The following is a 25,205-nucleotide window of genomic DNA, read 5'->3' on the forward strand; positions in this document are numbered from 1 at the left end:
TTGCTCATTAATTTGACGCAAAAGCTCTAATTGTCAACGAAACTGAGTGCTCGTTTACGCAAATCGATTTTGCGTAAAATTAAACCCAAACTCTAACTCCATCTATGCACCCTGACTCTCTTCTAATCGTTTTCTTTCGATTTCAAATGCTTCTTTTTGAATATCTTTTTCATTAATTTCTATTTCTTGAGCTTTAAAGACATCAGCAACGCTTGAGTCGTTTGCGTATAGGTTAAATGATTTTAGTTTTTCATCTCTAACTTGTGTGATCGCTTCGTCGATACTGTTTTCCGATAACAATCTATACACGATGACGTTTTTTGTTTGTCCCATACGATACGCTCGACCAATTGCTTGAAGCTCTGTCGAAGGTTTCCACTGTGGCTCACATAAAATTACAATGTTTGCCGCTTGTATGTTTAAACCAACACCTGCTGCGTCAATTTGGCCGATTAACGTTGCACCAGCTTCTCGATGTGTAAACGTATCAATCATTTCTTGACGCTCGTTCATTGAAACGTCTCCAGAAATGATCCCCGCACTTTGCGCACCGAGTGTTTGATGGATGAGCTCTAAATTATCTTTAAAGAAGCTGAAGATTAAGATCTTATGACCGTTTTCTTTTGCCTCTGTACAAATTTCTATTAAGTTCGCGAGTTTTTCAGAATCGTTGATGTTATTACCAGTAAATGCAGCTCGTCTCATCTTCATAAGACCAGGTAAGCCTTCTCGAACAGCGTCGTTATAGTACTGACGTTCTTTTTGACTCATTTCAGAAAACATCTCGATGAATTCTATATCTGGGAGTTCTTTTAACACATCGATACGTTTACGTCTTAAATAGGCAGGTGATACGATCGTCTTAAATGTTTCTGGTTCATTCATACGTGGATTATTATCGATTTCTTTAATGATTTGAGGTTGTAGTATGCCGATTAAGTGCTTCATCTCGTTTAAATTGTTTTCAATCGGTGTACCTGTCATCATCATGACGTATTCACTTTTTTCAGCAAGCGCCATAGCATTTTTTGTACGCTGTGTATTTGGATTTTTAATTAAATGCGCTTCATCGATAATTAAGCAGTCGATAAAATCTAATGCGTCGAAATCTATGTTTTTCGTATGCTCTGGATTTGTAATTAAAATACTCGGTGTTTCAAGCCATTCGTTAAACGCTTCGTCACGCTTAGCACCGTGAAATATTTTTACAGGGATGCTCGTCCATTTTTCAATTTCATGTGCCCAGTTCGCCATCACGCTTTTTGGACAAATGACAAATGCGCGCGTTTTATTTTCCTTAAATAAATGCGTAATCACTCCGAGTGCTTGAATCGTTTTACCGAGCCCCATTTCGTCACCGATTAGCGTGCGTTTGTTATACAACGCATACTTCGTTCCGAATGCTTGATACGGACGTAATGTTCCACCTGTAAGTAGTGATACGTCGAGATCCATGTTTGTTATTTTTTCAACTAATACTGAAGGTAAATCGCCTGCGTGTTGACTCGACGAGACGCCTGTTCTAGATTCTATAAATGCATAAAATGACGCACTGTCATTCATAAATGCTTCTTTTATTTTTAACTCATTATTTAGATCACTATAGAGCGTATCGACATCTTTATGTAGTTGACTGAGCTCTGGTTGTACTTTTTCAAATTGATGAAACGCCGCGTTAATCTTTTCTTTTTCAGCTGAAGATTGAAACCACGACATAAAAATACCACGTTTTTTCTTCATCGTTTTTAATAGATTTTCCGCGTCATTTGTAACAGTTTCATTTTTTAACTGTTCCACTTCATTTTTGTATGTCGTATTAAAGTACCAATAATTTAATAATGTACGCGCATCTTGAGTTAAATTATCAATATCAATTTTTGGGAACGTATGATTCGTAATGTCGCGGATCATTTCGTCTTTATCTTTTACTAATCGTTCGACTTCTTCAGGTTCGGCCCCTTTGAGTACGATTTGTAAAGACTTCGAATCAAATCGTCTTAAATCTCCGATGTTGAAAATGTTATTTTCACGTAAACTTGTGATGAGTCTACGATTATCATCAATTAAAACATCTACCGGGACAACTTTAATATCACTCTCCGCACGTCTTTTCTGTATGTTTTGTAGCGCGGTTTTCATTGTGTCATCACTAATATGCGTTAGAAAATTTTCAATATTACGTTTCAGCTGTTCTACTTGAAACTTTTCTGACTGAACATCCATATCTCATTAACTCCTTAGATTTTTGTTTAAAAAGTTACTTTTAATATATAGGAATCACGTTAAAAATTCTATAATCATCGTTTTTGATTCGGACGAAAGAATGATTTTGAAAATTTAATCTACTTCATCAGTAAGTTCAGTGTAATTGTGCTAAAATAGGTTTAAAGTAATTCGAAAACCGAAATAAGAGGTGTCACTATGCGAACAGTCTTTAGTTATGCGCTAAAGTATAAATGGCTGATCATCCTCGGGCTTTTACTTATGTTTGTAGAGCTTGCGGTGGAGTTAATTCAGCCGTTATTTATCCAGGGGGTAATCGATGACGGGATTGCAGAAAATAATTTAAATACCGTTTGGTTTTATTTAGGTCTGATGTTATTTGCATCGATCATTTCAACTATTGCCGGTATTTTTAACACATATTTATCGAGCTTTGCAACGAATGCATTTGGTAATGACTTACGAAATGCGATTTTTAGACGTGTCCAACGTTTTTCGTTAGAGACGTTATCAAAATTTAACGGTTCGACGCTAATTACGAGACTCACTCAAGATGTTTTAATTTCTGAGATGTTACTATTTATGGGAATGCGTATATTACTACGTGCACCGCTTCTCGTTATCGGGTCGTTAGTGATGTCATTTGTCGTGAACGTAAAACTCGGCTTTTACTTAACACTATTGACACCGATTTTACTCGTCTTTTTATATATCGTTGCGAAAATGGGAGCGACTATTTTCAGTCGTATTCAAAGACGTCTCGATAAGATTAACCGCTTCTTCCAAGAGAATTTAAGCGGGATGCTTTTAATTAAAGTAAATAACCGTGCAGAATATGAATCGAATCGTTTTAGTGGTATTGCAGGTAAACTACGCGATGATATGATTTTTGGACTTCGATTAATGGAGTCGATCTTACCGGTTCTTTTACTCATTATGAACGGAAGTTTACTGCTCGTACTTTACGTATCGTCTGACTTATTACAGACGAGTTCAGTACAAGTCGGTGAAGTCGTCGCTGTTATTAACTACGCGTTAAGAATGCAAGGCGGATTTTCTATGTTCAGTTTCCTAATTATTTCTGCGACGCGTGCGAAAGCTTCAGCAGACCGTATTAGTGAAGTGTTACATGCAGATATTACTGAAGCAGAAACTGCTAAGAAAATCGATAACAATGAAGGTGCATCTGTAGAGTTTAAAAATGTAACATTTAAATACGTGAACAGCGTTTCAAATATATTAGAAGACATCTCGTTTAAAGTTGATAAAAATGAAACACTCGTCATTATGGGGGCGACTGGTTCTGGTAAAAGTTCACTCGTGAATCTTATACCAAGACTATATGATCCACAGCACGGAGAAGTGTATGTCGACGGTAAAAATGTGAAAGATTGGAACGTCAATGAATTACGAGAACTCATTGGATACGTTCCGCAGTCAGCAGTGTTATTTACCGGTACAATTTTTGAAAATATGCTCTGGGGAGACGAATTTGCGACAGAAGCTGACGTCTATGATGCGACGAAAAAAGCACAAGTTCACGACAACATTATTCGTTTTGATCATCAATATAGCACACAAGTCGGTCAACGCGGCGTGCAGTTATCTGGTGGACAAAAACAACGTCTATCTATTGCACGTGCACTTTTAAAGCGTCCATCTATCCTTATATTAGATGACTCAACGAGTGCGTTAGATAGAACGACTGAAAGTAGTTTATGGGAAAAGATGAGTGATTTAAATGTCACGAGAATTATTATTACGCAAAAAATTTCAACGGCACAAACTGCGGATAAAATACTTCTTCTTGAAAAAGGAAAAGTATCAGCAATTGGTACACACGATTCACTCCTGAAAGAATCTGAGTTATATCAATCGATTGTAGAAAGCCAAAAGACAGGAGGGTCGTTTGATGATTAAATTTATAAGAGAACCTTTCGGTTTAAAACCAATATTAAAAAAAGAAGATATTGGCAATAAAGGAAACAAAAATCAGCAACGTGCATCGAATATGTCTGGTACGTTAAAGCGACTCTGGAAGTTTATGAGAGATGAACGTTACAAAGTATTACTCGTAATAATTATCGTTGTCATTACGAGTTTACTCGGTATCATCGGTCCGTTTTTAGTTGGTCGAGCGATCGATAACTATCTCGTACCAAAAGAGTTTGATGGGTTTGTAACTCTATTACTCGTATTACTCGGTGTATATGTCCTTCATAGTATTTCGACGTTAGCACAGTCGTTTATTATGGTTGGTGCGAGTCAACGTACAGTATTTAATATGAGATATCGATTATTTAATCATATGCAGTATTTACCGATCGACTTTTACAATAAACGTCAACAAGGGGAGTTAATGAGTCGTATGACAAACGACATCGAGACAATTTCTCAAACGTTAAACTCCTCATTCATACAGTTTACGACATCTGTAATTACACTTATCGGTACAATTTCAGTCATGCTGTACCTAAGCCCGTTACTTACAATACTTACGCTTACAATCATTCCGTTATTATTTGTTCTGGTAAAGTATATAACAAACCGTACGCGTCCGTTATATAGAATACGTCAAAGAAGTACTGGGGAGTTAAACGCTTATATCGAAGAAGTAATTTCTGGTCAAGAAATCGTTAAAGCATTCTCTCAAGAAGATTATGTTATCGATCAATTTGAAAAGAGAACGAGAAACTTACGTGACGTCACATTTTGGGCGAACCTTTACAGTGGTATGATTCCTAAAATTATGAACATGTTAAACAACTTAAGTTTTACAATCGTTGCAGGTATCGGTGGGATACTCGCACTAACGACAGATACTGTAACAGTTGGTATTATCGTCGTATTCGCTGAATATGCGAGACAATTTACACGTCCACTCGCAGATCTAGCGAACCAGTTTAACCAAGTACTTTCTGCAATCGCAGGGGCAGAACGTGTATTCCATATTATCGATACTGAAACAGAAAAAGATGACGGTACGATTACAGATAGAGATTTAAACGGTCATATCGAGTTTAAAAACGTCGTATTTAGTTACGACAAAGATCAAAAGCGTCCGACAATTAACGATGTATCGTTTGACATCAAGCCAGGTGAATCGATTGCGTTAATCGGTTCAACAGGTGCTGGTAAAACGACGATCGTACAATTATTGAATCGATTTTACGAAGTTGACAAAGGTGAGATTTTAATCGACGGAGAAAACATCGAAAACTATAAGCGACACGTCTTAAAAGAAAACAGTGCGTTCGTTATACAAGATCCGTTTATATTTAACGCATCGATTAAAGAAAACGTTCGATTCGGTAAGCTAGACGCGACTGATGAAGAAATTATCGAAGCATGTAAAAATGCGAACGCTCATGATTTTATTATGGAACTTGAATATGGATATGACACAGTGATCGACGGAGAAAATCATGCATTATCTGTCGGAGAGCGTCAACTTATATCAATCGCACGTGCGTTTATACGTAACCCGAACATATTATTACTCGACGAAGCGACTTCAAGTATCGACACGATTACAGAGTTAAAAATTCAAGAAGCATTAGAAAGCTTAATGAAAGGTCGTACGTCTATAATCATCGCACACCGATTAAATACAGTGCGCGCAGTCGACCGTTTAATCGTATTAGAGCATGGTGAAATTATTGAATCCGGAAGTCATAAAGAACTCCTCGACCAAAAAGGTGTATATTATAAAATGGTGAACGGATAGTAATATTCAATGATATACTTTATAATAGTGACATACTAAAAATAAAAGGTGAGTTATAATGGCAACTAAAGATGAAATTGTAGCAGCTGCAAAAGAAGTCGGTAAAATGATTTCGGAAACTGAAGAAGTAAAATTCTTTGAAAAGGCAGAGGCGAAAATTCACGAAAATAAAGAAATCCGTGAAAAGATGGCAAGTTTACGTTCACTACAACAACAGGCAGTAAACTTCCAAAGTTACGGGAAAACACGTGCATATGAACTTGCACAAGAAAAAATTGACGTACTCGAAAAAGAACTTGACGATATGCCAATCGTTCAGCAATTTATCGATGCGCAAGAAAATGTAAACGACATTTTACAAATGGTGTCACACGCGATTAGTAGTTCAGTGACATATGAAATTATCGAGCGTACAGGTGGAGATCACTTAGAAGGTGAAACTGGTGCTGCGATGAACAATAAAGCAAGTAAAGACGTTGAGTAAGGGAGTGGCTAGAGCCACTCTTTTTTTCTTGTAAAAAAATACTTTTAAACGCTTTCATAATATGCTAATATACTTTTTAATAGAAAGGTTAAAAAGTATTAGAGAACTAATGTATAAAACAATACAATAGGAGGGGTATTATGATAGTTGCTGCTGTAGCTCCGTTTTCACTTTTAATAAATATAGGGATATTATGTCTTGTTGTTTATTTAATTATCAAACTAATTAATAGGCGAAAATAATATAGTGAATAATATAAGTAAAGACGTTGAGTAAGGGAGTGGCTAGAGCCACTCTTTTTTTCATGGTATAATTTAAGTCATATTAATGGTTAGGATGAGTGTATATGTCGAACGTTACTCCGATGATGAAACAATATTTATCGATTAAAGAAAACTATCAAGATGCCTTTTTATTTTTTAGACTTGGTGATTTTTATGAGTTGTTTTATGACGATGCAGTTGAAGCGGCTAAGCTGTTAGAAATTACGTTAACTGCGAGAGATAAAACGAGTAAAGTACCGATGGCAGGGGTACCGCATCATTCTGCGACGCGCTACATTGAAAAACTCATTAACTTAGGTCATAAAGTCGCGATTTGTGAACAGATGGAAGATCCAAAGCTCGTAAAAGGTATGGTGCAACGTGAAGTCGTTCGCGTCATTACACCGGGAACGTTAATCGATGATTTTGGTATCGAACAAGATGAAAGTAACTATATTTTATCACTATATGTAAATAAAGATACGTACGAAGTCGTTTACGGAGATATTTCGACGGGTGATATGTATCAATTTAAAACGAAAGACACAGATACGTTAAACACTCAATTATCACGTATAAATGCGAGAGAAATCGTGACGACAAATGACGGAGAAACTGTACTTAAAAACATGTTTACAGATCCACCGTTAATCACTGTCGTAGAACATAGTGAAGAGAATGCTCATACACAGTTACTATCTTATATAGAAACTCAAAACAAACAAAAACTAACACATTTAAAAGATATTGTAGAGATCAATGTCGACTTACATTTAAAGTTATCTCAGTCGACGATTAGTAACTTAGAGCTCGTTGAAAATCTTCAAACTAAAAAGCAAAAAGGATCGTTATATTGGTACTTAAATCAAACAGAAACACCGATGGGGCGACGTAAACTGAAGCGTTTAATAGAATCGCCACTCATCGACGTTAATGAGATTAAAAACCGTCAAGACGTCGTTCAAGTGTTACTCGACAATTTTATCGAGCGTGAAGATATAAAAGCTGCGTTAAATAACGTCTATGATATCGAAAGACTGACAGGTCGAATGAGTTTTGGAAATATCGACGTAAAAGGATTTGTAGAACTTAGAGATTCTTTAGAAGGCTTACCTGACGTGTACCGATTACTTTCATCGATTGGTTTAATTGATAATGTGTTATTTAAAGACTTTGACGTGTTAAGTGACGTCTACTCAATGCTAAAAGTATTAAAATCTGACGCACCAAAGACGATTCGTGAAGGTAATATTTTTGAATCAGGTGTTAGTGAAAAGCTCGACGAGTTAAGAGATTTACAACATAACTCAAGAGAGTGGTTAGAAAATTATTTAGAAACGGAAAAAGAAAGAACGAACATTAAAAATATGAAAATCGGTTTTAACAAAGTGTTCGGATACTTTTTAGAAATCTCAAAAGGACAAGCAGCGACATTTAACGCTGAAAACTTTGGTTATGACCGTAGACAAACGTTAACGAATTCAGAGCGCTATATTACGCCAGAGTTAAAAGAAATGGAAGATAAAATACTAAAAGCAGAAGATGAAAGTGTCATCTTAGAGTATGAAATGTTCGTCGAGTTACGTGACAGCGTCAAATTACACACGGCAAGACTACAGCGTACGAGTGAACAACTGTCTATACTTGACTGCTTAATTAGTTTTGCAGACGTATCTAATACGCACCAACTCGTTCGACCAACGTTTACGGACGGGAAATTAGAAATTATCGATGGAAGACACCCAATCGTTGAAAAGATGCTCGGAGAAAGAACGTACGTACCAAATGACGTCGTTATGGATAACGATACGTTTATTTATTTAATTACTGGACCGAATATGAGTGGTAAAAGTACGTATATGCGTCAAGTTGCGATGATTACAATTATGGCGCAAATCGGTATGAACGTACCAGCATCATCATGTAAGATACCTGTATTTGACGCAATATTTACGAGAATTGGTGCGAGTGACGATTTATCGAGTGGTAAATCAACATTTATGATAGAAATGATGGAAGCGAATGATGCGTTAAAACACGCGACAAAAAATAGTTTAATTATATTTGATGAACTTGGAAGAGGTACGAGTACGTACGACGGCATGGCACTCGCTGAAGCGATGTTAAAGTATATTCATAATCATATCGGTGCGAAAACACTATTTTCAACGCACTACCATGAACTGACGAATTTAGACGCGTCACTGCATCACTTAATGAACGTGCACGTTAAAGCGTCAGAAAAGAACGGTAAACTTGAGTTCCAACATAAGGTGGAAAAAGGTGCAGTTGAAAAGAGTTACGGTATACAAGTAGCAGAACTCGCAGACCTTCCAAGAGAAGTGACGATTGAAGCGAGAAAAGTTTTAAAACGTTTAGAAGAAGCGAACTACGATAAGAAAGAAGACGTCACACAACTTGAATTATCGTTAGAAGAAGACACAGAAACGTTTAGTGTTGTAGAAGAAAAAATCAAAGCATTAAACGTAAATCATATGTCACCGATAGAAGCGTTGACATTACTGAGTGAACTTCAAGACGAACTAAAGTAAAGAGGGGATTATATGGAGAGAGTCCACGTACTAGATCCAGTTATCCAAAATAAGATTGCGGCTGGTGAAGTAGTCGAACGTCCAAGTTCGATCGTTAAAGAGCTCGTTGAAAACTCTATAGATGCGAAATCGACTTCGATTGAAGTGTTTATTGAAGAGAGCGGACTAAAAATGATACGTGTCGTCGATAACGGCGAAGGTATTGACGACAGAGATAGTCGTTTAATATTTGAGCGTCATGCAACAAGTAAAATCGCTGAAGACTATGACTTATTTGAAATTCGTTCGATGGGATTTCGAGGCGAAGCACTTGCGAGTATTGGAGCGGTGTCTAAAGCGACAGTTGAAAGTTATCGTAAAGATAGACAACCGTTTAAACTCGAGTATAGTGGTGGTCGCGAAGTAAATTACACCGATGGAAAATCACGTGTCGGGACAGTCGTTACGATTGAAGACTTATTTTTTAATACACCAGCACGTTATAAATATATAAAGAGTTTACAAACTGAAGCGGGTCGTATTATCGATATTATGCAGCGTTTTAGTTTTAACCATCCGCATATTCAGTTTAAATTAGCATTTGACGGTAAAGTCCGTTTTCATACAAAAGGAAATGGAAATTTACAAGAAGTCATTTCTGATGTGTACGGACTAAATGTCGCGAGACATAGTGTAAAAGTAGAAGCGAAAACTCCGGATTATAAATTATCAGGGTTTATCGTTCGACCAGAAATTACGAGAAGTAACAAAAACTATATTAACCTTGCGATCAACTCACGTATTATTAAAGATTTTAGACTCGTACAAAGTGTAGTTGAAGCGTATCATACATTATTACCAAAAGATAAATATCCAGTCGTCATATTAAATATCGACATGGATCCAAAACTCGTAGACGTCAACGTCCATCCAGCGAAAACTGAAGTCCGACTGTCTAAGTTAAAAGAGTTACAGCAATTAATCGAACAGACGATTCGTGAAGAGCTACGTTCTGAACGTCTCATTCCAGAAATTGAAGCGCGTGAGAAAACTGAAAAGCCAGTGATGACACAAAACGTGTTTGATTTTTCATCACGTCCAGTATTTGACAATACGTTTAACGAGTATAAAAGGGAAAATATATTTTCGAATAAAGAAGGCAAAACTCAAAATAATTTTGATTTTAATACGGAAAAAAGAGATGAAGTATCGTATGTGAATACGCCAATAGAAGAGCATATGAGTCATTCACGTGAGTCGTATGATGATTATAACGATTCAAAATTACCGTATTTAGAAATCGTCGGACAAATTCACGGCACATATATCGTCATGCAAAACGATGAAGGTATGTATTTAATGGACCAACATGCTGCACAAGAGCGTATTAAGTATGAGTATTTCTATGAAAACATTCAAAATAGTGATGAGCGTGTACCTTTACTGTTACCATATCACTTTGAGTTTTCATATGACGACGTCATTCGAATCGATGAAAAACTAAAAGATTTAAAAGCGCTCGGCTTTAATATTGAAAAAACGGGTATTAAGCAATATACAGTGACAGAATATCCGTCGTGGATATTAAAAGACGATCCAGAAGGAGATATCGAGTCAGTCATTGATTTTATCTCGAATACTGATGAGTTTTCAGTCAATAAATACCGTGAAGAGATGTCGATTATGATGAGCTGTAAACAATCGATTAAAGCGAATCATTATTTAGATTTAACACAAATGCGTGCATTATTAAATGATTTATCAAAGTGTAAGTCACCATATACATGCCCACACGGTAGACCTGTCATCATTAAGTGGACGACGTATGAAATTGAAAAAATGTTTAATCGTATTATGAAGTAAGAGGTGTTTATTAAATGAAACAACAACTCGTCTATACGCGAAATGAAGCGATTGACGTAAAAGTATATGAACCAGAAAACCCAAAAGCTGCGATGTTACTCCTTCACGGAATTTCAGAGCATAGTGGACGTTATGATTATCTTTTAAACTTTTTTAAAGAGCACGACATATACGGTGTTGTATATGATCATAACGGACACGGTTCAAGAGATAATGGGAATCGCGGAGAAATCGGAAGTTTTGAAACGCTCGTTCGAGACGCAAAAGACGTGTACGATTCACTTCCAGAAGATTTACCGAAATTTGTAATCGGTCATTCGATGGGGAGTATCGTTTTAAGATTATTACTCTCAACCATTCAACCAGCGGGTGCAATCATTGTAGGAACAGGTAATCGTACGTCGCCAATGGAGATGATTGAAACAGCATTCGTTAACGGTGTCGCTAAAGTATTACCAGACGCTAAGAGCTTATTTATTAATCGTCTCGCATTTTCTGGATTTGATCGTCAAGTGGAAGGAACAGCGAGAAATAGATGGATTAGCAAAAACTATGAAAACGTCGTGAACTACAACAAAGATCCATTATCTGGTCATCCGGTATCGATTAATACGTTTAAAGCTGTGAACAATGCGATTTTTGCAGTAAATAGTGAAGCAGTTATTGGACACTATAGTAAAGACACAAACTTTTTGTTAATTAGCGGTAAAGATGATCCATTTAGTCATAACGGTAGAGACGTTGAAGTGCTAGATGCGACTTTAAAAGCGCACGGATTACACACAAAATCCGTATTATACGAAGGATATCGTCATGAAATTTTAAACGAAGATATTAAAAATGACGTCTACCGTATGATTTTAGAGTGGATGGACACGGTAATCGATGGAGAGTAAACAAAAAGTAATTTGTCTCGTCGGGCCGACTGCTGTTGGTAAAACAGATATGTCTATAAAAATCGCACAACGATTTAATTTAAACGTCATTAGTGGCGACTCGATGCAAGTGTATAAAGGGATGGATATCGGAACTGGTAAAATCTCTCGTGAAGAGATGGACGGTGTTCGCCATGAGATGATCGATATTTTATCACCAGAAGAAGAATTTTCTGTAAAAGAATTTCAAACGAGAGTCAGAGAGTTAATGGAACGTGAATATAAAAACGATAATATTCCATTTATCGTTGGAGGTACTGCGTTTTACATCCATGCGCTTATTAACGATTTTCAGTTTGACGATGAAGACCATAAAGAGAAAGAAGCACGTGTACAGTATTACGAAACGTTTTCTAGTGAAGCATTGTATGAGAAAGTAAAAGCATTAAATGAAGACGTTCATATTAACAATCGTAAACGTATGATACGTGTACTCGTAAAACATGATTTAGGTGCGAAACCGTCACATGATACTGAAGAAAAATACGACGCGTTAATTATCGGATTATATGACGATAGAGATGTCTTATACGAACGTATCAATGAGCGAGTCTTAACGATGATGAGTGAAGGACTTGAAGAAGAAGTAAGTAACCTCTTTGAAACGTATGACTTATCTAAAACAGCACTTGGAGCAATTGGTTATCATGAATTCATCGATTATTTTAACGGAAAAAAATCGCTAGATAAGGTAATCGAAGATATTCAACAAGATTCACGACGATACGCGAAGCGTCAATTGACATATTTAAGAAATAAATTGAGTGTGGAATGGTATAAAGTCGGTACTGATGAAGCGGAGATATTTGAGAGAATAGAGACATTCATAAAAAAGTCTCATTGATCATAAATCAATGAGACTTTTACTATACACTTTCTTCTAAGTATGGTTCGATTATATTATATAGACTTTCGTAATTCACATCGTGATTGAGTCGCTTAACGATTTCACCTGTTCTAGAAACGACGAACATCGTAAAGTTTCGTTTCACATCGTTTTTAAACATTTTAAATTTACCTTCAGTTAAGTAACTAAAAATCGGATGTTTCGTATCACCTTTTACATCTACTTTTTCCATTAACGGTAAATCGATGGCCAATGCTTGATGTAACGCATGGTCGAGTTCAGTAGAGCGAAGTGTTTCTTTTTCATCGAGTTGATCTGTAGGAAATAGAAGAACTTCTAATCTTTGATCTTTTAAGTTGCTGTAGAGTTTCTCTAGCATCGTTAAATCATTAAAACGGTCGATATTACTCGCCATCGCAACAATTAGTACAACATGATCTTTATAATCGGACATTTTTATTAAGTTTTTATGGATATCTCTTGTTTTTAAATCGTAAAACTCACGTACCATTTAATTATCACCCTTATCTATTCGCCTTACTTATATTCACTTAAAACACTGACGTTAAACACAAAACAGATAATATTTTTTAAAATTTGGAGGTGACACAAGTTGGAGCAACAATTTTCAGGCATCATTATCGCCGTCAATACAAAAGAGACTGAAGACATTGAAAGTGAAGTATCTGAATTAAAGGTTTTAGCTGAATCTATCGGCATTAATATATTAAATACGCACATTCAAAATCGCCAAGAAGTCGACACACGTTACTATGTCGGAAGTGGCTTTTTAGAAGAAGTTAAAGCGATGTATGACACACTTGATTACGTCATCGTAAACGATGAAATTAAAGCATCACAAAATAGAAATATTGAAAGTATACTCGATACGTCTGTTCTCGATCGAACACAAGTCATTTTAGACATATTTAGTTTACGTGCAAATACGAAAGCAGGACAGCTACAAGTCGAGCTCGCTCAGCTTGAGTATTTACTCCCGAGACTTCGAGGACAAGGTATTAACTTATCTCGTCTTGGTGGGGGAATCGGAACGAGAGGTCCTGGTGAAACGAAATTAGAAACCGACCGACGACATATTAATAGACGAATTAAAGAGATTAAAAAAGAACTAAAGACGATTGAAAATACGAGACAAAATTACCGCGATCAAAGAAATCGTAGTAATGTCACTAAATTTAGTTTGATTGGATATACGAACGCTGGGAAGTCAGCGATGTTTAATGCACTTACTGAAGCGGACACGAAAGAAATTAACCAATTATTTGCAACACTCGATCCGAAGACGAGAAAGTTAGGATTTCAAAACGGGTTTAATGCGATTTTGACAGATACGGTTGGGTTTATTCAAAAATTACCGACGACACTCGTTGAAAGTTTTAAATCTACATTAGAAGAGGCACGAGACAGTGACTTTTTAATTCACGTCATCGATAACAACTCAAAATATATCGACGCACATTTTAATACGGTAATCGCTCTATTAAAAGAGCTCGATATGTCACACATTCCGGTCATTGTACTATTCAATAAAAGTGACTTAAATCCGAATTTAAATTATGTGACAGAGGAAATGTATTTTATCGTCAATAAATTTATGCAAAAACGTACGCTGTTAAACTGTTTAGAAGACGGAATAAAAATGCATTATGAAGCGTATAATAGAAATATTGAACCGAGTAAAATCAACGAATTGTATGATTTAAAACAAAGAACGTACGTGACGAAAGAAGCGTTTGACGAGTCTTTAGAAGTTTACAAAATTGAAGGATACACAAAAGATATGAGTATCGTTCAAGAGATTTTAAAGGAGAAACAATGACACACGCATTAGAGATTATTAAGCAATCAGAATTAGAAATAGAACCACTTGTAAAACAGAATAAACAAATTGCATACGACAACTTTAAAAAAGTGATGCAATCATTTAACGATCACTCCGTCATGGAAAGTGACTTTACTGGAACTACCGGTTACGGGTATGACGACACGGGTCGTGACAAATTAGAAGACATTTATAGAGATATTTTTAAAGCAGAAGATGCGCTAGTACGCGCGCAAATTATTTCAGGAACACATGCGATTTCTCTCAGTCTTTTATCGTTATTAGAACGTGGTGACGAGTTATTATACATTACGGGTTGGCCGTACGACACGTTAGAGAAAGTGATCGGAGATAGTGAGGAAGACGTCGGAAGTATGAAAGCACTCGGTATTGATTTTAATTACGTCGATTTAATTGACGATAAAGCGTTCGATGTCGATGCGATTTTAAACAACATTAAAGACAATACGAAAGTAATCGGTATTCAGCGTTCACGTGGATACTCGACGAGAAAATCGTTAACGATCGAACAAATTGAAGCGGTTATAAAAAGGATTAAAGAACGTCATCCAAATATTATCGTATTTGTCGATAACTGTTATGGTGAATTTGTAGAACGTAGAGAACCGATTGAAGTCGGTGCGGATATCGCTGCTGGAAGTTTAATAAAAAACCCAGGTGGTGGACTTGCTAAAATGGGTGGATACGTCGTTGGTCGTAAAGATTTAATTGAACGTGTTAGTTACAGGTTAACAGTCCCAGGTATCGGTAAAGAAATGGGTGCGTCACTAGAAGTATTACTCGATATGTACCAAGGATTATTTATGGCGCCACACGCTGTAATCGAAAGTTTAAATGGAGCGCTACTCACGAGTCACGTGTTAACGAAATTAGGGTATCGTACAGATCCACTATTCGATGAAACACGTACTGACTTAATACAAAGCATTCAGTTTAACACTGAAGAAGAAATGATTTCATTTATACAAATGGTACAAAGCGCGAGTCCTGTAAACTCTAAATTTTTACCGATTCCAGATTTAATACCAGGCTATCAACATCCAGTCATTATGGCAGCAGGAACATTTATACAAGGTGCATCTTTAGAATTATCTGCAGATGGGCCAGTGAGGGAACCATATATCGCATTTATGCAAGGTGGCTTAGTATACGAGCACGTTAAATACGCGTTAGAAAAAGTTCTTACTCACTGGAGTGAGAAAGGGATTATATAGAAACGCTTAAGGGTATATCGAATTGTGAAGGGAGAATGGTACTATGTTAGTTAAATTATTAGAACCTCTAAACATACCGGACGAAATGGTGGAAAAACTCGCAGCACCGATTAAAGAAAAAGGTCACGAATTTGTGTATTACAACGAGAAAACGACGGATAAAGATGAATTAATCGAGCGTAGTAAAGACGCTGACGTTATTATGATTGCGAACAATCCATATCCAAAAGAAGCAATCGAACAAAATGAGAACTTAAAATACATTAACGTTGCATTTACAGGTGTCGATCACGTGGAATTAGATGACGCAAATACGAAAGAAAAAGTTCTTTTAAGTAACGCTGCAGGTTATGCTAATACAGCTGTTGCTGAACTCGCGGTCGGTTTAACGTTAGACGTATTCAGAAAAATCACTGAAGGAGACAGTGATACGAGAAAAGCTGAAAACTTCCTTGGTGCTTTCCAAGGTAGAGAAATTAAAGGAAAAACAGTTGGTTTTATCGGAACAGGTAAAATCGGTTTAGAAACTGCAAAGCTATTTAAAGCGTTTGGAGCGAACTTAATCGCGTATAACGGCTCGAGTGAAAAACCTGAAGCATTAGAACTCGGTATGGAGTATATGGACTTAGATGACATGTTAAAACAGTCAGACATCATTACTTTACACGTACCAGCAACGAAAGATACGCATCATTTACTCGGTAAAGAAGAGTTTGAAAAGATGAAAGAAAGTGCCGTTTTAATTAACTGTGCGCGTGGACCAGTCGTTGATAACGATGCTTTAGCAGATGCGTTAAATAACGATGTAATCGCTGGAGCAGGAATCGACGTATATGATATGGAACCTCCAATTCCAGGGGACTACAAATTATTAAATGCAAAAAACACAGTATTAACACCACACGTCGGATTCTTAACAGATGAAGCGATGGAGTTAAGAGCAAAAATCGCATTTGAAAATACGATTAAGTTTTTAGAAGGAAACCCTCAAAACTTAATGAACTAAATGATTGAATTAGGGGCATGATATATGGATATTCGTTCAACGTTTATAAAGTTAGATGAAAAATTTTCTCGTTTTGGTGGTTTAGAACCACATGGGATTACACGATTATTATATACAGATGAGTGGAAGGCTGCCGTTAATGCCCTCATTGAAGAATTCGATAATAACGGATTAGAAGTCGTTCAAGATTCAATCGGTAACGTTTCAGGTAAACTCGTTGGAGTAAATAGCGATGAGACGATTTTAACGGGATCTCATATCGACACTGTCGTTGAAGGTGGTCATCTCGACGGGCAATACGGAATTCTCGCCGGACTTACAGCGATTCTTTACTTAAAAGAAAAATATGGTCAACCTAAGAAAAATATTGAAGTACTTGCACTCGCTGAAGAAGAAGGTAGCCGGTTCCCAATTGCATTTTGGGGCAGTAAAAACTTCTTTAACATTCAAGATAACGAAATTGTAAAAGGACTTACAGACTCTGAAGGCGTTAATTTTGTCGATGCGATGAGACAATCAGGTTTTGACTTTAGAACAGACGACTCAGTACGAAACGACATTAAAGCGTGGATAGAAATTCATATTGAGCAAGGTCAAGTGCTAGAAAAAGAACAAAAACAAATCGGTGTCGTTACAGGTATTGTTGGTTTTAAACGATATTACATAAACTTAAAAGATGAAGCAAACCATGCTGGAACAACACCGATGGGTTATAGAAAAGATGTAGTTGTTTCATTTAGCGAAATCGTACAAAGACTAAATCAGAAAGCTAAAGAGATTGGAGATCCACTTGTCATTACGTTTGGTAAAGTAAACCTCGTTCCAAATGTCACGAACGTTGTCCCAAGTGAAATTGAATTTAGTGTAGACACGCGTCATATAGACGAAAAGGAATTAAATCACTTTAGTAAAATTGTCGAAGATACGATTCAAGAAGTTGCTACAAAAAATGGATTAGAAGCGACGATTACACTTCATTTAGATGAACAACCAACATTGATGAATGAAGAAATTATAAAAACGATCGAAGATTCTGCAAAAGAAGTAACATCAGGGAACTATAAGTTTATGGTTTCAGGCGCAGGTCATGACACACAAATATTTTCACAGTTTGTACCATCAGGTATGTTGTTCGTACCATCTATCGGTGGATTATCTCATAACGTCGAAGAAGACACAGATATTGAAGATTTAGTTAAAGGGATTGAAGTTTTAGCAAAAGCGTTGTATAAATTAGCGTATTAAAAAGATATGAAATCACTAAAATTACTTATTTATTCATAAAGAAAGTTTTGATAAAATAAAAATGCTGTATAAATTAAATCTTACGTCAAATGTGAGTGACCATATGGCATCAATTAAATATTTAATCAGGAGTGGTATGAATGAGTCAAAAAGTAGTTTTAGCATTAGGTGGTAACGCAATTTTACAACCAAAACAAGAGCCAACTTACGAGAACCAGTACGAAAACGTGTATAGCGCAGCGACGAGTATGGTTGACCTCATCAAAGCAGGACACGAAATTATCGTTACTCATGGTAACGGACCTCAAGTTGGTCTTATTATTGCTCAAAATGAAGCGGCTAAAGCTGACATTAAACCGATGCCAGTATTTGTAAGTAGTGCGGAATCACAAGGCATGATTGGATTCATGCTTGAGCAAGCACTAAAAAACAAGCTGAAAGAAGCAAATATCGACAAAAACGTCGTATCATTACTCACGATGACTGAAGTTGACAAAGACGACGAAGCGTTTCAAAATCCGACTAAACCAATCGGCGTATTCTTCACTGAAGAAGAAGCAAAACGTATGGAAGAAGAACTCGGATACGACATGAAAGAAGACGCAGGACGTGGATATCGACGCGTCGTGCCATCTCCAGAACCAAAACTTATTCACGGTGTCGAAGAAATTAAAACACTTTCTGAACAATCGATCGTTATTTCTTCAGGCGGTGGGGGTATTCCGGTTTGGCGTGACGAAGACGGTGTCATTCACGGAGTGGACGCTGTAATCGATAAGGACCGTTCAGCACTTAAACTTGCACTACAAAGTGATGCAGATAAGTTAATGATTTTAACAGATGTACCGAACGCTCTTATTAACTACGGTACAGAAAACGAAACAAAATTAGAACGCGTCACTGTCGAAGAAATGGAACGATATATTGAAGAAGGTCACTTCGCGTCAGGTTCAATGCTTCCTAAAGTAGAGGCAGCAATTGGTTTTGCAAAATCAGGTGAAGGAAAAGAATCGATTATTTGTTCATTATCTGATGCGGTTAAAGCATTAGCAGGTGAAGCGGGTACTCATATTACGTTATAATATAATTACACAGCCAATTATTGGCTGTGTTTTTCTAGTTTAAGGAGGATACTATTGAGTGGAAAATTATATGATTTAAAAGAGCATTGGATGCTAATTATTTCATTGATGTTCGTTGCATCGATTTTACGTGCACCAATTACAGCTGTTGGTCCTGTAGTCGATCAAATTAAAGCCTCATTACATATTTCGAATACAGTCGCAGGACTTCTCACGACGATACCACTCTTAATATTTGGTATTGCGTCACCATTTATACCGAGACTCGTACGAAAATATTCTATTAACTTGATTATATTTTATTCTTTAATTTTTATATTATGTGGTCTCGTCATTCGAAACTTATCGAGTGTCGAGTGGTTTATATTAGGTACAATTATTATCGGATTAGGTATAGCAGTTGGAAACGTGACGATTCCGAGTTATGTGAAGCTAAAATTCCCGCTTCATATTGGTCTTATCACTGGCTTATACGGTGCTGTAATGAACGGTATGGCGGGTATTGGAGGTGGTTTATCTGTTCCACTATCAGAGGTGAGTCGATATGACTATAAATTATCGTTATCGATTTGGCTTATTTTAGCTCTATTAGCGATTGTTTTTTGGATTAAACAATTAAAAGCACCGACTTATCATACTAAAGGAGTCGATGAGAATACACCTACACTCACTGTGAAAGACATAACAAAATCGAGAATAGCGTGGGGTCTCGCACTTAGCTTCGGTTTACAATCTATGATTTTTTATAGCGTCGTCGCTTGGGTTCCGACAATTTTAGTTGCACAAGGGTTGACATTTAAAACTGCGGGATACTACTTTATGTTCGCACAGTTTATTCAAGTCCCGATTGCGTTTATTTTCCCTCAATTTGTTGAAAGTGTAAAAAATAAACGAATACCAGTCATTATTATATTTATATGCTTCATTACAGGTTTTAGTTTAATGTTCGTTCAACAAAATATCGTATTACTAATTGCGATGCTTCTTATTGGTAGTGGTGCAGGTTCGGCTTTTTCAACATGTATGGTTCTATTTTCTTTAAAGGCGAATACATATGACGGGAGCATGATGTTGTCCGGATTCTCTCAGTCAGTCGGTTACATTATCGCAGCGAGCGGGCCACTCTTAATGGGTATGATTCAAGATCAGATTCAAAACGAAATCGTTAATATTTATATTTTCATTCTGTTAAGTATAATGGTATTTATAACGTTAATTATTGCCACTGAAGATAAAACAATCGAAGAAACGATTTTTACAAAGAGGTAGATTATATGTATAGCTACACATATTTAGATAACAGTGAAATATTTTATGAAACTCATACACCACTACATTATGATTTTAAAGAGAAACTATTTAACGTACCGTTAGGTCGTAAATTCGACTTTAAAAGTGCATCAGATTTATTTAATAATCAAGAGACACCATTTTCTCAAAGTTATTTTGGTCATCAGTTTGGTAACCCAGTTATTTTAGGAGACGGCAGACAAATAATAATAGGCGAAACATTATTAGACAATTCACCTGTTGACATAGCTGTAAAGGGAAGTGGACCGACGAGGTATTCTCGTGGTGGAGACGGATTACTGCCGATCGACGCTGCCATTAAAGAATACATTTACTCAGAGTTTTTATATAATATTCATATACCGACGACGAGAAGTTTAGCGTTATTAGAAACGACTGAAGTTGCTGAAAGAGAAGTCGATAAGACAGCCGCGTTACTAATCCGAGTTGCGAATTCTCATTTACGTGTTGGTACGATTCAATTTGGCAAGGTAGCTGGAGAACCGTATTTAAAAGAAATCGTCGATTACGCAATTAATAGACATTATCCGTATTTAAAAGATATTGACGATAACAAAAAATACAAAATGTTTTTTGAAATGGTCGTAAGAAAACAAGCCGAACTCGTTGCACATTGGCAAAGTGTTGGATTTGTGCATGGAGTTATGAATACAGATAACGTAACGATTGACGGTTCAACAATTGACTTTGGACCGTGTGCATTTTTAGAAACGTATCATCAAGACGCAGTATTTAGCCAAATTGACGAGGGCGGGAGATATCGTTATCAAAACCAACCGAAAATTATGCACTGGAACTTAAGCAAACTCGGAGAGGCAATGATTTCATTATTTAGTGACGATGAAAAAGAAGCGGTTGAAATTGCGCAATCCGTACTCGATCAATTCCCTAAATTTTATAACCGCAAATGGTTTACGTTAATGGGTGAAAAAATCGGTATAGAAGATATTGACTATAACGATGAAAACGACCGAAAAATGATTATTGAATTTTTAAAGGAAATCGAACACAGACAACTCGACTATACAAATACGTTTAGACAACTCGCTTTAGGAACACTTGAATTTACACCAAATTATCGTGACCACGTCGTAGATTATGACTTAATGAAACGAAAAAATCCATCGTTTGTGCCGAGACATCATACGGTAGAGCAAGCGATAGAAGATGCAATAAATGGGGATTACAATAAAGTACATGAAATGCTAAAGGCAAGTACAAAACCATATAATGACAACGTTCCAGAGTACTTAAAAGAGTCGAGAGGCAACGACTTTTATACGACGTGTGGAACGTGAGAGGATATAGAACTACTGAGCTAAAGTAGTTCTTTTCTTATTCTCAAAATATTTTACATATGTTATAACATATATTATAATTGTTGTAGGAGGTAAATCTAATGAGTTCATCAAAAGATCTTATTAAAAAGATTGAGCACGAGGGTTGGTATCTTGTTAAAATCGTTGGAAGTCATTACCATTTTAAACATGATACAAATCCAGGAAAAGTAACTGTGCCTCATCCAAAAAAAGATTTACCTCGAGGTACAGAGCGTTCAATTTTAAAGCAAGAAGGGCTTTTATAGACTGCTTGCAAATAAATTAGGAGGACTTACTATGAAATATCATTATTATGCAATTCTTGAAAAAGAAGATGAAAACTATAACGTAAGGTTTCCAGATTTACCAGGTGCTCTTACATTTGGTGAGGATATTGAGGATGCTATTTATATGGCAAAAGATGCATTAGAGGGGCACCTGTTAGTAATGGAGGATGACGGGGATTATATTCCAAATGCGACTGATTTTTCTGAACTAAAACCTTTATTAAATGACAATGAACAACTACAACTAATTGTTGCAGATACTCATCTTTTACGTATAAAAGAAGAAAACAAAACAGTGAATAAAATGGTGACATTACCAAATTATCTAGTGGAATTAGGTAAAGAAAAAGGCATTAATTTTAGTCAAACATTACAACGTGCACTAAAAGAAGAACTTGGTGTTAAGTAAGTTTTTCAGTATAAACAAACACTCCTAAACTGGTCGTCCAATTTAGGAGTGTTATTTTATTTTTCACTATTTGTATTGTCGTAATACGGTGAGCGTTGAACTTTCTTTCTCACCCATAGTACAAAGTAGCCGATTGCGATAATTATTCCTAAATATCCATATAATGGATAGAATATGTTAATTAATGTAACGAATCCGATACGTGTTAATAAGAATGATACGATCATTAATACGACTAGTAAAATGACGTATTGTTTACTTCTAAAACGTGTGAATCGAACGAGGACCGCATACATTAATGCAACGACTGTATTGTAGATAAGTACGATAATGACGATCGAGTATATAGAACCAAAAATTGGGTGCACAGCGTTTGCGACAACTAATGCTGGTACGTCTTTAGTTACTGCAATATCCATGTTGAGTAATAAGCTTCCGTTTACTAATAGAAGTAAAATTAAAACAAAGAATCCACCGAGTAACGAACCTCTTTTTACTACTTCATATAATCTCGTGTCAGAACCCATAATCGTAATAAAACTAAATCCAACGCCGAACATTAATCCGGCATATACGATCGCATCAATCCACCAGTTGTTCCAAGGTGGTACTGTTGAGTCCGCATAAGTTGCACCTTCAGAAAGTGTCATATCTGCTGTTGAAAATGCGTAAATCGACATAATTGTTACCATAATTAAAAGAATTGGCGTCGCAATACCAAGTAAGTTAATAATTTTATCGAAATCTAACATTAACGTAATTGAGACGAGTACAATTAATACAATCGTACCGACCCATGTTGGCATTCCAAAACTTTCATTTAAGTTACTACCTCCACCAGCTAGCATTATAAAGCTCGTGACGAACATAAAGAATATGAGCGAATAGTCAAGTATACGTCCGAACACGTTACCGAATAATTTATTGAGCGGTAATTCGTGTGATTCTACGTCATATAAGTATCCGACTTTCGCAATTTGTCTAAAAATAAACGTCATAATTAAAACAGAAAAAATAATAGATATGAAACTCGCCATTCCATTATTTGTAAAAAATTGCATAATTTCTTGGCCAGTTGCAAATCCGGCACCGATTACGATACCACAATATGCAAAGGCAAACTTTAAAAGTTCCTTTATATTCAAAAAACCATCTCCTATACATGATTATTATATAATACGGTTGAATTATGTAAAGATTATATTAACTGTTATTGTTTTGTTGAGGGCGTTTAATTACACGAAAAAACCTATCCAAATAATTGGATAGGTAATGATAATTATTCTTCACTATTTGTATTGTCGTAATACGGAGAACGTTGTATTTTCTTTCTAATCCATAATATGAAGAACCCAAATCCGATAATAATCCCGAGGTAACCATATAATGGATAGAATATATTAATGAGTTCAACGAATCCGATGCGAGTAAATAAGAACGCAACGACCATTAAAACACTGAGTAGTACGACATACTTTTTACTTTTAGCTTCAGTGAATCTAACGAGTACTGCATACATAAGTGCCACTACCGTATTGTAAATAAGTACGATAATTACAATAGAGTAGATAGAACCAAATAGTGGATGCACTGCGTTTGCTACGACGAGTGCTGGAATATCTCTAGTTACTGCAATATCCATATTTAATAATAATCCACCATTTAATAGAAGCATTAAAATTAGAACGAATAGTCCACCGAGTAATGAACCTCTTTTAACAACTTCGTAAAGTCTCGTATCTGATCCCATAATCGTAATAAAACTATATCCAACGCCGTACATCAGTCCAGCGTATACTGTTGCATCAATCCACCAAACATTCCAAGGTGGTACTGTAGAATCCGCATATTTCGCACCTTCTATTAATGAAAGGTCTGCATTGATAAATGCGAAAATTGTCATAAAGATAACCATGATTAAAAGAATTGGTGTTGCGATACCGAGTAAGTGTATGATTTTATCAAAATCTAACATCAGTGTAATAGACACTAATATAATCATAACGATCGATCCAACCCATACTGGCATACCGAAACTTTCGTTTAAGTTACTACCACCACCAGCAATCATGACAAAACATGTTACATACATAAAGAATATAAGTGCGTAATCTAAAAATGTTCCAAAATATTTACCGAATAATTTTATGAGTGGTAACTCATGTGACTCAACGTCATATAAATAACCAACTTTTGCTGATTGTCTAAATGTAAAAGTAACCATTAAAACAGCGAGCGTAATTGCTGCGAAACTCATAATTCCATCATTAGTAAAGAACTGCATGATTTCTTGACCAGTCGCAAATCCAGCACCTATGACGATACCACAATATGCGAACGCAAACTTTAAGAGTTCTTTAATATTCAATGTATCATCTCCCTTTTATACATACATTTTTCGATTATACAGAACGTAGATTATATGTAAAGTAGGATATTACACTATACGTTAAATAAAACAACCATAATTTACATAGTGTAATATTTCTCTGAAATTAGAAAAATGATAGCGCATTAATGTCAAATAAAAAAGATAAACATTGAAAACAATGTTTATTTCGGTTGGTAGATAATATGATGAAAGATCCGACTAAA

The 25,205-nt window shown here is 36.1% G+C and carries 20 protein-coding genes; 16 read left to right on the top strand and 4 right to left on the bottom strand.

The annotated features are described in order from the left end of the window. Positions 1 to 102: 102 nt before the first annotated feature. Positions 103 to 2,223 carry a DEAD/DEAH box helicase gene (locus HMPREF3029_RS08225; protein ID WP_070710386.1) on the bottom strand — a complete coding sequence of 707 codons (2,121 nt, stop codon included), beginning with the start codon at positions 2,221 to 2,223 and terminating at the stop codon, positions 103 to 105. Between the two features lie 198 nt (positions 2,224 to 2,421). On the opposite strand from HMPREF3029_RS08225, the gene HMPREF3029_RS08230 reads away from it, so the two are divergent. The 7 genes from HMPREF3029_RS08230 to miaA all read left to right on the top strand — a co-directional run bounded on the left by HMPREF3029_RS08230 (position 2,422) and on the right by miaA (position 12,870). Continuing rightward, on the top strand, positions 2,422 to 4,143 hold the full coding sequence (locus tag HMPREF3029_RS08230) for an ABC transporter ATP-binding protein (RefSeq protein ID WP_068128053.1): 1,722 nt from the start codon (positions 2,422 to 2,424) through the stop codon (positions 4,141 to 4,143). After that, positions 4,136 to 5,950 (top strand): ABC transporter ATP-binding protein, encoded by a 1,815-nt coding sequence (locus tag HMPREF3029_RS08235; RefSeq protein WP_070710387.1) that lies wholly within the window; start codon positions 4,136 to 4,138, stop codon positions 5,948 to 5,950. The genes HMPREF3029_RS08230 and HMPREF3029_RS08235 overlap by 8 nt, the downstream gene beginning before the upstream one ends. Positions 5,951 to 6,008: 58 nt before the next feature. After that, the gene (locus HMPREF3029_RS08240) at positions 6,009 to 6,434 is read left to right on the top strand and encodes a YlbF/YmcA family competence regulator (protein ID WP_070622233.1); all 426 of its coding nucleotides are present in this window, start codon (positions 6,009 to 6,011) and stop codon (positions 6,432 to 6,434) included. 346 nt (positions 6,435 to 6,780) lie between these two features. Continuing rightward, positions 6,781 to 9,249, top strand: a complete 2,469-nt coding sequence (gene mutS / locus HMPREF3029_RS08245) for a DNA mismatch repair protein MutS (RefSeq protein WP_070710388.1) — start codon at positions 6,781 to 6,783, stop codon at positions 9,247 to 9,249. Positions 9,250 to 9,261: 12 nt separating this feature from the next. Continuing rightward, positions 9,262 to 11,091: a DNA mismatch repair endonuclease MutL gene (mutL, locus tag HMPREF3029_RS08250; protein ID WP_070710389.1), complete on the top strand. Its 1,830-nt coding sequence runs from the start codon at positions 9,262 to 9,264 to the stop codon at positions 11,089 to 11,091. 14 nt (positions 11,092 to 11,105) lie between these two features. Continuing rightward, a complete protein-coding gene (locus tag HMPREF3029_RS08255; RefSeq protein ID WP_070710390.1) occupies positions 11,106 to 11,987 on the top strand; it encodes an alpha/beta fold hydrolase in 882 nt (293 codons plus the stop codon). Then, positions 11,977 to 12,870, top strand: coding sequence for a tRNA (adenosine(37)-N6)-dimethylallyltransferase MiaA (gene miaA / locus HMPREF3029_RS08260; RefSeq protein WP_070457790.1), 894 nt, complete (start codon positions 11,977 to 11,979; stop codon positions 12,868 to 12,870). Before HMPREF3029_RS08255 ends, miaA begins: the two co-directional genes overlap by 11 nt. Positions 12,871 to 12,892: 22 nt before the next feature. Here miaA and HMPREF3029_RS08265 read toward each other — a convergent pair whose 3' ends face one another. Further along, the gene (locus tag HMPREF3029_RS08265) at positions 12,893 to 13,384 is read right to left on the bottom strand and encodes a thioredoxin domain-containing protein (protein WP_068128069.1); all 492 of its coding nucleotides are present in this window, start codon (positions 13,382 to 13,384) and stop codon (positions 12,893 to 12,895) included. A gap of 102 nt (positions 13,385 to 13,486) precedes the next feature. On the opposite strand from HMPREF3029_RS08265, the gene hflX reads away from it, so the two are divergent. The 9 genes from hflX to HMPREF3029_RS08310 all read left to right on the top strand — a co-directional run bounded on the left by hflX (position 13,487) and on the right by HMPREF3029_RS08310 (position 22,610). Beyond that, on the top strand, positions 13,487 to 14,713 hold the full coding sequence (gene hflX / locus HMPREF3029_RS08270; protein ID WP_070710391.1) for a GTPase HflX: 1,227 nt from the start codon (positions 13,487 to 13,489) through the stop codon (positions 14,711 to 14,713). Continuing rightward, entirely contained in the window at positions 14,710 to 15,951 is a 1,242-nt protein-coding gene (locus HMPREF3029_RS08275) for a methionine gamma-lyase family protein (protein WP_070710392.1), read from the top strand. Before hflX ends, HMPREF3029_RS08275 begins: the two co-directional genes overlap by 4 nt. Positions 15,952 to 15,994: 43 nt before the next feature. Further along, complete coding sequence (locus tag HMPREF3029_RS08280) at positions 15,995 to 16,957, top strand: 2-hydroxyacid dehydrogenase (protein ID WP_070710393.1); 963 nt, start codon at positions 15,995 to 15,997, stop codon at positions 16,955 to 16,957. 24 nt (positions 16,958 to 16,981) lie between these two features. After that, positions 16,982 to 18,202, top strand: coding sequence for an allantoate deiminase (gene allC / locus HMPREF3029_RS08285; protein ID WP_070710394.1), 1,221 nt, complete (start codon positions 16,982 to 16,984; stop codon positions 18,200 to 18,202). Positions 18,203 to 18,342: 140 nt separating this feature from the next. After that, positions 18,343 to 19,284, top strand: coding sequence for a carbamate kinase (gene arcC / locus HMPREF3029_RS08290; RefSeq protein WP_068128083.1), 942 nt, complete (start codon positions 18,343 to 18,345; stop codon positions 19,282 to 19,284). Between the two features lie 54 nt (positions 19,285 to 19,338). Further along, complete coding sequence (locus tag HMPREF3029_RS08295; RefSeq protein ID WP_083315021.1) at positions 19,339 to 20,553, top strand: CynX/NimT family MFS transporter; 1,215 nt, start codon at positions 19,339 to 19,341, stop codon at positions 20,551 to 20,553. A gap of 5 nt (positions 20,554 to 20,558) precedes the next feature. Beyond that, positions 20,559 to 21,893 carry a protein adenylyltransferase SelO family protein gene (locus HMPREF3029_RS08300; RefSeq protein WP_070710395.1) on the top strand — a complete coding sequence of 445 codons (1,335 nt, stop codon included), beginning with the start codon at positions 20,559 to 20,561 and terminating at the stop codon, positions 21,891 to 21,893. A 101-nt stretch (positions 21,894 to 21,994) separates the two neighbouring features. Next, positions 21,995 to 22,180, top strand: a complete 186-nt coding sequence (locus tag HMPREF3029_RS08305; protein ID WP_070710396.1) for a type II toxin-antitoxin system HicA family toxin — start codon at positions 21,995 to 21,997, stop codon at positions 22,178 to 22,180. A 31-nt stretch (positions 22,181 to 22,211) separates the two neighbouring features. After that, positions 22,212 to 22,610, top strand: coding sequence for a type II toxin-antitoxin system HicB family antitoxin (locus HMPREF3029_RS08310; RefSeq protein WP_070457806.1), 399 nt, complete (start codon positions 22,212 to 22,214; stop codon positions 22,608 to 22,610). A gap of 56 nt (positions 22,611 to 22,666) precedes the next feature. Here HMPREF3029_RS08310 and HMPREF3029_RS08315 read toward each other — a convergent pair whose 3' ends face one another. Both HMPREF3029_RS08315 and HMPREF3029_RS08320 read right to left on the bottom strand, forming a co-directional pair. Further along, on the bottom strand, positions 22,667 to 23,755 hold the full coding sequence (locus tag HMPREF3029_RS08315; protein ID WP_070710397.1) for a YkvI family membrane protein: 1,089 nt from the start codon (positions 23,753 to 23,755) through the stop codon (positions 22,667 to 22,669). Positions 23,756 to 23,889: 134 nt separating this feature from the next. Further along, positions 23,890 to 24,978, bottom strand: a complete 1,089-nt coding sequence (locus tag HMPREF3029_RS08320; protein ID WP_070710398.1) for a YkvI family membrane protein — start codon at positions 24,976 to 24,978, stop codon at positions 23,890 to 23,892. Positions 24,979 to 25,205 lie beyond the last annotated feature (227 nt).

Source organism: Nosocomiicoccus sp. HMSC059G07 (assembly GCF_001815515.1).
In the GTDB taxonomy this organism is placed as follows: Bacteria; Bacillota; Bacilli; order Staphylococcales; family Salinicoccaceae; genus Nosocomiicoccus; species Nosocomiicoccus ampullae_A.

Coding starts and splice junctions, on each gene's coding strand:
- allC (WP_070710394.1), top strand. CDS start 16,982: ATGGATATTCGTTCAACGTTTATAAAGTTAGATGAAAAATTTTCTCGT.
- miaA (WP_070457790.1), top strand. CDS start 11,977: ATGGAGAGTAAACAAAAAGTAATTTGTCTCGTCGGGCCGACTGCTGTT.
- HMPREF3029_RS08275 (WP_070710392.1), top strand. CDS start 14,710: ATGACACACGCATTAGAGATTATTAAGCAATCAGAATTAGAAATAGAA.
- HMPREF3029_RS08300 (WP_070710395.1), top strand. CDS start 20,559: ATGTATAGCTACACATATTTAGATAACAGTGAAATATTTTATGAAACT.
- HMPREF3029_RS08255 (WP_070710390.1), top strand. CDS start 11,106: ATGAAACAACAACTCGTCTATACGCGAAATGAAGCGATTGACGTAAAA.
- HMPREF3029_RS08230 (WP_068128053.1), top strand. CDS start 2,422: ATGCGAACAGTCTTTAGTTATGCGCTAAAGTATAAATGGCTGATCATC.
- arcC (WP_068128083.1), top strand. CDS start 18,343: ATGAGTCAAAAAGTAGTTTTAGCATTAGGTGGTAACGCAATTTTACAA.
- HMPREF3029_RS08240 (WP_070622233.1), top strand. CDS start 6,009: ATGGCAACTAAAGATGAAATTGTAGCAGCTGCAAAAGAAGTCGGTAAA.
- mutL (WP_070710389.1), top strand. CDS start 9,262: ATGGAGAGAGTCCACGTACTAGATCCAGTTATCCAAAATAAGATTGCG.
- HMPREF3029_RS08280 (WP_070710393.1), top strand. CDS start 15,995: ATGTTAGTTAAATTATTAGAACCTCTAAACATACCGGACGAAATGGTG.
- HMPREF3029_RS08235 (WP_070710387.1), top strand. CDS start 4,136: ATGATTAAATTTATAAGAGAACCTTTCGGTTTAAAACCAATATTAAAA.
- HMPREF3029_RS08305 (WP_070710396.1), top strand. CDS start 21,995: ATGAGTTCATCAAAAGATCTTATTAAAAAGATTGAGCACGAGGGTTGG.
- HMPREF3029_RS08225 (WP_070710386.1), bottom strand. CDS start 2,223: ATGGATGTTCAGTCAGAAAAGTTTCAAGTAGAACAGCTGAAACGTAAT.
- HMPREF3029_RS08265 (WP_068128069.1), bottom strand. CDS start 13,384: ATGGTACGTGAGTTTTACGATTTAAAAACAAGAGATATCCATAAAAAC.
- mutS (WP_070710388.1), top strand. CDS start 6,781: ATGTCGAACGTTACTCCGATGATGAAACAATATTTATCGATTAAAGAA.
- HMPREF3029_RS08310 (WP_070457806.1), top strand. CDS start 22,212: ATGAAATATCATTATTATGCAATTCTTGAAAAAGAAGATGAAAACTAT.